Genomic DNA, 10,547 nt, shown 5'->3' with positions numbered 1-10,547 from the left:
GTAAGTGAGCTGCGTGCCTGGTTGGGTAAAAAGCTGCCTAACTACATGTTGCCTGCTTATTACAAACAGCTGGATAAAATGCCACAGCTGGCCAACGGTAAAACCAACAAGAAAGCGTTGCGTACAATGATAGATGCCAGTATATCTTCCGGAGTAGAATATGTAGCTCCCCGCAATGAGACAGAGTCAAAGCTGGTGAAGATCTGGGAAGAGATCCTGCAGAGAGATAAAATTGGGATGAATGATAACTTCTTTGACTTAGGTGGCCATAGTCTGAAAGCAACTACGATGGCCAATAAGATAAAACATGTTTTTAAAGTGAATATAACACTGAAGGAAATTTTCAAAACCCCGGAAATAGAAAAAATAGGAGAGGAAATACAAAAGAAAAAATGGCTGTACGAATCGAAAAAAGCAGATGTTAAACTCACTGAAGAACGGGAAGTAATAAGATTATAAATAACCACCTCTCATATCTACCATATACTTAAATCTAATTATAATGAATACGCTGATATTAAATTTAGCAGAAAAAGGAATTCTGATCGACGTCGTTAATGGTGACCTCATTGTGAACGCACCTGCCGGCACATTAAATGATGAACTGGTAAACGCAATAAAGGAAAATAAACCTGCCCTTGTCCGGTATTTATCTGAAGATAACAATGCCGCGCATATTGATAGAATTGAACCGGTAGCTCCACAATCCAACTATTCATTATCATCTTCACAAAAAAGATTGTGGGTACTGAGCCAGTTCAAAGAGGGCAACGCTGCTTATAATATGTCAGGCGCATACACCTTTGAAGGCAACCTGGATTTTGCAGCACTCAGGAATGCTTTTAATGAACTGATTGCACGTCATGAAAGTTTGCGTACCGTCTTTAAAAAGGATGAACAGGGAGAAGTAAAACAATTTATTATCGCTCCTTCAGCAACCGGATTTGTCCTTGTCTGCGAGGATTTTATGAATCAGGGAGAAATGGTAAAAAAAGCTGTTCATGCGGCCTCCGTAAAACCTTTTGACCTTGCCAATGGCCCGCTGATTCGGGCAAACTTATACCAGGTAGCAGCAAATAAATGGGTCTTTACTTATACCATGCATCATATTATCAGCGATGGCTGGTCAATGGGTGTATTAATCCGTGAACTGTTACAGCTGTATAATGCCAACATCAATGGCAAAGAGAATCCACTGGCACCACTACGTATCCAGTATAAAGATTATGCCGGCTGGCAACAGCAGCAACTGAGCGGTGAGTCGCTGGCAAAACATAAACTCTTCTGGATGAAACAGTTTGAAGGAGAAGTGCCAGCACTGGAATTAAAAACGGATAAACCAAGACCTGTCTTAAAAACATACAATGGTGATAACATTCATACAACCATCAGCAAGGATGTACTCCTGCCGTTAAAAGCGATGTGCCAGGAGCAGGGAGGTACACTTTTTATGGGTTTAATGGCCGTGGTGAATGCCTTATTATATAAGTATACCAGCCAGGAAGACATTACAATAGGCAGGGTAGTAGCTGGCAGAAATCATAATGACCTGGAAGGTCAGATTGGTTTTTATACCAACACACTCGCCCTGAGAACCCTGTTTAAAGGAACAGATAGTTTCAGGGAACTGCTGGATAATGTTAAACAACTGAATGTCGCTGCTTACGAACATCAGGCATATCCGTTTGATGAACTGGTAAATGAACTGGGCGTGAAAACAAACGCCGGCAGAAGCCCATTATTTGATGTAATGATGGAACTGCGTGATCTGGAAATGGAAAATGATTATTCTGCCGCAGGAATGGGTGGCATTAAAGTAGGCAGTTACGAAAGCAATAAACGTACATTCAGCAAATTTGACCTCACGTTTTTCTTTTCGGAGTCTGCCAACGGATTAAATGTGATGCTGGAATATAACAGCGATTTATTCAGCAGAACGACTGCTGACAGATTGAGTCTGCACCTCACACAATTACTAAGATCTGCAACAGAGAATCCTGACACGGCTATCAATAAACTCACGTATATAAATGCGATAGAAGCACAGTTGCTGATCAATGATTTTAATGCCACTGAAACAGCTTATGCCCAGGATCAGACAGTGTTAACTTTATTTGAACAACAGGTACTCAGCGCACCTGATAACATAGCACTGGAAACAGGTAGCTGCACGCTGACCTATAAAGAACTGGATCAAAAATCCAATCAGCTTGCCAACTATCTGCTGGAAACCTGCAACATCCAGGCAAATGACCTGGTTGGTATTATGCAGGACAGGTCAGAGAATGTGATTATCTCAATACTGGGTATCCTCAAAGCGGGGGCAGCTTATGTACCCATTGATCCTGCTTATCCGCAGGCACGTAAAGAGTATATACTGAACGATACAGGTATCAGGTTGTTGCTGACGCAGATGGATTATATGTATAACCTGGGCAGTTACCAGGGAGATACCTTTGCTGTTGATATACAACTGGATACCCTGAACACCGCAATGGAATTATCCTGCGTGGTGGTGCAGCCGGCAAATTTAGCGTATATAATATACACCTCGGGATCTACGGGAAATCCCAAAGGATGTATGCTCACGCACGCTAATCTCTATCACTATATCAGGTGGGCCAATGGGTATTATTTTAAACCAGCGGAAACGTCCGGCTTCAGCTTATTTACTTCCCTGTCATTTGACCTTACTGTAACAAGTATTTTTTGTGCAATAACGCGTGGAAGCAAATTATATATTTATAATCAGCATGAAGAGCTGCCAGCTATATTACAGCATTCCTTCAGTACTGAAAGCGGCATTGATTCCATAAAACTCACACCTTCCCACATCAATTTGCTGGAACATCTTAATATCATATCCACTACCATGATGCGTGCCATTGTGGGCGGTGAAGAAGTTACTCCCCGGCATGTGAATATCTTAAAACAGATCAATCCATCCATTGAAGTATACAATGAATATGGTCCCACTGAAACGACTGTTGGTTGTGTGGTAACGGAATTACAGAAAGATGCACCCGTGCTTATCGGGCAGCCAATTGCCAATACAAAAATATATGTGTTGGATAAATCAAATGAGTGCTGTGGTATCGGTGTTCCCGGTGAATTATATATCAGTGGTAGTGGTGTTGCAAATGGATATTTAAACAATGAGAAGCTGACCGCAGAAAGATTTATGGCAGATCCCTTTGTGCAGGGTGCCAGGATGTATAAGACCGGCGATTTGGGCAGATGGCTGGATGATGGCTCGCTTGAGTTCATGGGCCGTATAGATGAACAGGTAAAGATCAACGGTTACCGGGTAGAGCTGGGTGAGGTTGAAAATGTATTGTTAAAACATGATGCGGTAGAAGATGCGGTTGTACTGGCCCGGAAAAACGGAGATGATAATCCTGAAATGGTAGCCTATTATACATCCGGTAAGGATTCAGGCAACAGGGCTCGCATTATAGCAGAAAACAAGGCGAATGGTTTACCTGAGGGAGCGAAGTTATATGAGTTACCCGGGAACCTGGATATGTATGCCTATAACAATACAGAATTAAAGTTCCTGTATGATGAAGTTTTTAAAGATAAATGTTACCTGAAATATGGTGTAACAATGCCTGAGAATGCCTGTATCATTGATATTGGCGCCAATATAGGAATGTTCTCTGTATTTGCCGCCATGCAGGCCAGAGGCGCTAAAATATATTCCTTTGAGCCGTTGCCTCCCACCTTTGAATTGCTAAAACTGAATGCCTCCTTATATCCTGGCAATTTCAACCTGTTTAATATAGGTATCGCTGATAAAGAAGAAACGGTTGAATTTACATTCTTCCCTAATGCTACCGTGCTTTCCAGCCGCTATGCAGAAGGGAATGATATTATGGACATTGTTAAGCAAACCATTACAAACAAGGAACGGTTAGCAGAAGAGGAAACAACGGAAGACGAGATTGACATGCTGTTGAAAGACCGGTTAAAAGTGAATACGTTCCCATGCAAACTCAAAACACTCTCCCAGGTAATCAGGGAAAATAACATTGAGCGGATCGACTACCTCAAGATAGATGTGGAAAAAAGCGAACTCGATGTGCTTAACGGTATTGAAGAGCAAGACTGGAAGAAGATCAGGCAGATAGTCCTGGAGATCCATGATTTTGACGGCAGAAAAGACATTATGCTCAACATGCTGTCTGCACATGGCTTCCGCGTTCAAATTAATCAAAGTGCTTACCTGAAGAATACGGGTCTCTATGATGTATATGCGATCTCTGAAGAGATGCTTAATGAGCAATTGCTCAATACAACATCAGATCAGATGCCCGAAATGCAATGGCATGAGGTGGTCGATACAAAGAATAATATCCGCAACTTCCTGAAAGTGCAATTACCTGCCTACATGATCCCTACCCGTTTTATCCAGGTAGATAAAATTCCATTAACCCGGAATGGTAAAGTAGATAGGAAACTACTCGCAGAGATGGAGGGCGACGGAATGGAAACAACCGTAGCATATGTAGCACCACGCAATGAAACGGATGAAAGACTGGTAGCCATCTGGCAGGAAATATTAAACAAAGACAAAATAGGCATCCGTGACAGCTTCTTTGATTTAGGTGGCAATAGTTTAAAAGCAATGCGGCTGATTGCAAAGATCAACAAGGAATTTGATATGGATCAAAGCCTGGATGCCTTGTTTAGTCAGCCTACCATAGAAGCGGTGGCAAACGAAATAGAAGGAACCAACTGGGTGAATCTGAGTATGGAAGAATCCAATTTAATTGATGATACTGAAATATTTTCAATATGATATCAGATCTGTATTTAAAGCTAAAAAAGCTGAACGTCAGCATCCATCAGGTTGATGGCAGATTAGACATTAAAGCAGCGAAAGGTGTTTTAACGGAAGATCTGTTAGAGGAGATTGCATATCACAAGGAGGATCTGGTGGCATTTATTGATGCAGGGAAAAAGAAAAAGAAAACACATCTTTCTATTCCGCAGTCTGCTTCCGCACCGCATTATGCTTTATCATCAGCTCAGCGCCGGTTATGGGTGCTGAGCCAGTTTGAAGGAGGAAATGCCGCATATAATATACCCAGTGTGTATGAGTTTGAAGGGATGTTGAATGTTGCAGCATTAAAATATTGCTTTGAACAACTGATATCACGGCATGAAATTCTGCGTACCATATTCTGTGAGGACGAACAGGGAGAGATCAGGCAGTTTATCCTTGCTCCGGAAGCGGTGAGCTTTGAAGTCGGTAGCCATGATCTGCAGGAACAAACTGATCTGTTAAAGGCGCTGGTACAGGAAAAAACAACCATGCCATTTAATTTGTCAAGAGGGCTGCTGTTACGTGCAGACCTCTATCAGCTGGCAGAAAATAAATGGGTGTTTACCTATGTGATGCATCATATTATCAGCGATGGCTGGTCAATGGATGTATTGATGAAAGAGTTGCTGTTATTATATAATGCGCATCTCAATGGCAAAGCCAACTCATTATCTCCTTTGCGCATTCAATACAAAGACTATGCATCCTGGCAACAGGAAGCGTTGACCGGTAAAGACCTGAAGGGACACGAGTCATACTGGTTAAAACAATTTGAAGGCAGTCTTCCTGTACTGGAATTTCCTTCAGACAGGATGCGTCCCCCTGTAAAAACATATAATGGTGGTGTGATAACCCGGCTGATTAATACGGAGCTGGGTAACCGTCTAAGAGAATATTGCCAGTCGGAGGACAGCACCCTGTTCATGGGCTTGCTGGCGGTAATCAATACGATTTTATTTAAATACACGAACCAGGAAGATCTTATTATCGGCAGTCCGGTGGCCGGCAGAGAACATATCGACCTGGAAAACCAGATCGGTTTTTATGCCAATACACTGGCCTTAAGAACACGTTTTAAAGGAAATGACAGCTTCCGTGACCTGCTGCAACGTGTAAAAGACGTCACCTTGGGCGGTTACAGGCACCAGGTTTACCCTTTTGATGAACTGGTAGATACGCTAAACCTCAAACGGGATCAGAGCCGTAGCGCATTATTTGACGTGATGCTGGTTGTACAGCAAACCGATGGCCGTGCAACAGCCGGCCAGCAATTAGGAGAACTGAAAGCCAGTCGTTATACCCAGGGAGAACAGACAAATAGTAAGTTCGATCTCACCTTCTTCTTTGGTGATAGCGGTAAGGGACTGGGCATGGCGATTGAATACAACAGTGATATCTATAACAAGTCAACCATAGCGCGTTTATCCGCACATGTTGAACAGTTGTTAACGGCAGTGATGGATCAGCCTGAAGTAGCTATTGATACACTGGATTATTTAAGTGCGACTGAAAGAAATACATTACTGATAGATTTTAACAATACTTCGAACTTTGTAGCCAATAGCAAATCTATTGTTGCGCTGTTTGAAGAACAGGCAGTTGCCACCCCCGATAACGTAGCGGTTGTTTTTGAAAATACCTCGCTTACTTACCGTGAATTAAATGAATACGCTAACCAGTTAGCGGGATACTTACGGGATTGTTACGATATGCACCCCAATGACCTTGCCGGTATCAAACAGGAACGCAGCGAATGGATGATCATCTCGATTTTGGGTGTACTGAAATCAGGAGGTGCTTATGTACCTATTGATCTGAGTTATCCGCAGGATCGTATCGACTACCTGATGAGTGACAGCGGTTGTAAGGTATTGCTGGATGATGTAGAGATCAGCCGGTTTGTGGAAATAATGGATTATTACAGCAAAGAGAATTTGCCTGTTCAGCATACAGCAGATGATCTGGCTTATGTGATCTATACCTCCGGTTCCACCGGGTTGCCAAAAGGTTGTGCCATCACTCATAGCAACCTGACTGGTTATATCCAATGGGCCAGCAGTTATTACTTTGAAACCCCTGATGTAAACTTTGGATTGTATACATCGTTGTCTTTTGATTTAACGGTAACAAGTATCTTCTGCCCCTTGATACTGGGAGGGAAGTTATATGTGTACCCCCAGCAGGACGATATCTCCACTATCCTGGCTCATAGTTTCAGGGGAGAAAGTTTTATCAACACTATCAAACTGACACCCTCTCACATCAACATCTTAAAACACCTTCAAATAAAAAACAATGCTATCCGCTATGCGATCGTAGGAGGTGAACAGGTTACTACAGAACAGGTAAGCATTCTTAAAAATATTAACCCAGGTATTAGAATATACAATGAATATGGTCCAACAGAAACCACTGTAGGCTGCATCATAGAAGAATTGCATGAACAGCAGCCGATACTGATAGGCAAACCGATTGCGGCTACCCGGATCTATATCCTTGACGAAAAGCAGGGTGTATGTCCTGTAGGAGTACCGGGAGAGATCTGCATAGCAGGATCAGGCGTGGGGCGTGAATATTTAAACAAACCAATACTGACCGCGGCAAAGTTTGTAACAGATCCTTTCATGAAAGATGAACGGATGTACAAAACGGGAGATGTAGGTAGATGGCTGCCAGATGGCAGGATCGAATATATTGGTCGTAAAGATGATCAGGTAAAGATCCGTGGTTATCGTATTGAGTTAGGAGAGATAGAAAGTGCGCTGGTACAACACCCATTGATAAATGCCGCTTCGGTGATATGCCGTACAGGAGCCGAAGGGGATAAAGAACTGGTAGGCTACATTACGGCTGGGGAAGCATTAGATATCCCTGGTATCCGGTATTATTTAAACAACCTGTTACCGGCATACATGCACCCTACTTATTTTGTACAGTTGGATGCATTGCCTTTAACGGTAAACGGGAAAGTGGACAGGAAGGCATTACCTGCTCCGGAAGGGCTATCGCTGACTACTACAGTAGCCTATGAAGCACCCCGTAATGAAACAGAAGAGAAACTGGTGCTGATCTGGCAGGAGATCCTTGGCAAAGACAAAATTGGGATCAAAGATAACTTCTTTGACCTGGGAGGCCACAGCTTAAAAATGATGCGTGTAGCCGCCCGCATCCACAAAACTTTTGAAGTTAACGTATCCATAAAAGATTTGTTTGTAACACCGGTGTTAGAAGAACAGGCATTGATGATACAGCAGGCCCGTAAAACATTATTTGTTACCCTGGCTCCGGCACCAGTACAATCTGATTATCCTTTGTCATCAGCACAGCGCAGGTTGTGGGTACTGAGTCAGTTTGAAGAAGGTAGTATTGCCTATAATATGCCGGGTGTAAGAATCTTTGAAGGGAATCTGGACTGTGGCGCGTTGGAATATGCTTTTCAGCAACTGATAACACGACATGAAAGTCTGCGGACAACCTTTAAAGAAGATGAACAGGGAGAGGTGAAACAGCATATTCATGCAGCAGCTGACACTACATTCTCAATACAGTATCGTGATTTACGCGATGAGATGGATCAGGAAGTTATGTTGAAATCGCAGGTGCATCAGGCAGCTACTGAGCCTTTTAATCTTACAGATGGTCCCTTGCTCCGTGCAGCATTATACCAGGTGTCAGATAATAAATGGGTATTCAGTTATGTGATGCATCATATCATCAGTGATGGCTGGTCGATGGAAATCCTGGTGCACGAGCTGATGTTGTTTTATAATGTTCGTACTGGTGGCTATGATGATATGTTAGCACCTTTGCACATTCAGTACAAAGATTATGCATGCTGGCAACAGGAACAATTAAAGGGGGAATCATTAGAAGAACACCGTTCTTATTGGTTGGATCAGTTCAGTGGCGAACTGTCCGTACTGGATATGCCGGCAGATAATCCCCGTCCGCTGATAAAAACCTATAATGGAGGAGCTATCAGGAGGTCATTCGACAAACAACTTACAAAAGGTATCAAAACCTTGCTACAGGAACAGGGAGCTACATTGTTCATGGGATTGATGGCGATGGTGAATACCTTATTGTATAAGTATACGCATCAGGAAGATATTATCATTGGCAGCCCGGCAGCAGGAAGGGACCATGCAGATCTGGATGGACAGATTGGGTTTTATGTAAACACGCTGGCATTAAGAACACGGTTTAATGGTGAGAACAGTTATAAAGAACTGCTTGAAAATATCAGGCAGGTAACACTGGGAGCATATGCACATCAGACATACCCTTTTGATGAACTGGTAGATGAATTACAGCTTAAGCACGATATGAGTCGCAGTCCGTTGTTTGATGTGATGCTGGTATTACAGCATTCCGGTAATCATAAGGAGGCGGATCAGGTTCCCGGTGAACTGAAGGTAAGTAATTACAAAGGCGGGGAACATGTGATCAGCAAATTTGACCTCACCTTCTATTTTATGGAGATGGGAGAGGAACTGGGAATGGGAATTGAATACAATAGTGATCTCTATAGCAAAGAAACGATAGAGCGCCTTGCTCATCATTTTGAAAGGTTGATAGGTGCTGTATTAGCACAACCCGGCGCAGCGCTCAATAGCCTGGATTGCCTGGGAGGAGCAGAAAAACAACAATTACTGCATGCTTTTAATGATACCCGTACTACATATCCTTCAAACAGCACTATCATAGAACTGTTTGAAGAACAGGTAATACAGACACCTGATGCGATTGCACTCATTTTTGAAGATAAGAGTTACACTTACCAGGCGTTGAATGAGCAGGCTAACCAGCTGGGACATTACCTGCGTAATAATTACGATGTAACGGCAGATGATTTAATTGGCATTCAGCTGGATCGTAGCGCAGCTATGGCTATTGCCATACTGGGTGTTTTGAAAAGCGGTGGAGGTTGTGTACCGGTAGATATTGAGTTGCCACAGGAACGCATCGATTATATACTGACAAACAGCAACTGTAAGGCAGTCATTAATAGTAATGAGCTGGCCGCAGCCGCAGGTTATAAGAAAGAAAACCTCCCATCTGTCAACAGTTCCGTGGATCTGGCCTACGTGATTTATACATCAGGTTCTACAGGAGTGCCTAAAGGTTGTATGCTGGAGAATAAAGGAATCATCAATCACCTGTACAGCAAAATAGATCAGCTGGGATTAAACAGGGAATCGGTGATTTGCCATAATTCAGCCCTGCATTTTGTAGGTGGTATATGGCAGTTGCTAGCGCCGCTTGTAACAGGTGGAAAAGTAGTGCTGTGCAATAATGAAGAACTGAGAAGTATAGATAAACTGTTACAGTTGGCTAATACCCATCATGCAGCAGTATTGGAAGTGATTCCTTCACAGTTAAATGAATATTTGTCTTATACGCCCACTATTCAACTGGGGTGTGTAAAAACGCTGATCCTGACAGGAGAACGACTAAACACTCATTTTGTAAACAAATGTTACCAGGGTAATGAAGATCTTAAAATCATCAACACTTATGGTCAGACAGAGTTTTCTGATGTTACCAATTCTTATAACATTCCCCGGCATAATGATCGTCAGAATGTATTAATAGGCCGTCCTATACAGAATACAAGAACAGCAGTTTTATCACCCGGTGGAGCCTTATGTCCGATAGGTGTGGTAGGAGAGATCTGCACGAGTGGAGATGGTCTCTGTAGAGGATATCTGAATCAGCC

General features: G+C 42.8%; 3 protein-coding genes. All 3 read left to right on the top strand.

Annotated elements, in window-relative coordinates; translation table 11 throughout:
• The coding region (locus BM176_RS31965; RefSeq protein ID WP_143097981.1) for a phosphopantetheine-binding protein at nt 1-459 on the top strand (459 nt) is incomplete at its 5' end.
• Between the two features lie 43 nt (nt 460-502).
• Nucleotides 503-4,801, top strand: coding sequence for a non-ribosomal peptide synthetase (locus BM176_RS31960; protein ID WP_090108482.1), 4,299 nt, complete (start codon nt 503-505; stop codon nt 4,799-4,801).
• A partial coding sequence (locus tag BM176_RS31955) for a non-ribosomal peptide synthetase (RefSeq protein ID WP_090108481.1) occupies nt 4,798-10,547 on the top strand: 5,750 nt, incomplete at its 3' end. The genes BM176_RS31960 and BM176_RS31955, both read left to right, overlap by 4 nt.

It is taken from the genome of Chitinophaga sp. CF118, from assembly GCF_900112615.1.
GTDB lineage: Bacteria > Bacteroidota > Bacteroidia > Chitinophagales > Chitinophagaceae > Chitinophaga.
This window is presented reverse-complemented; position numbering and strand designations above follow the sequence as displayed.

Bases quoted from the DNA above. Each gene is read 5' to 3' on its own strand.
- BM176_RS31960 (WP_090108482.1), top strand. From the start codon at position 503: ATGAATACGCTGATATTAAATTTAGCAGAAAAAGGAATTCTGATCGAC.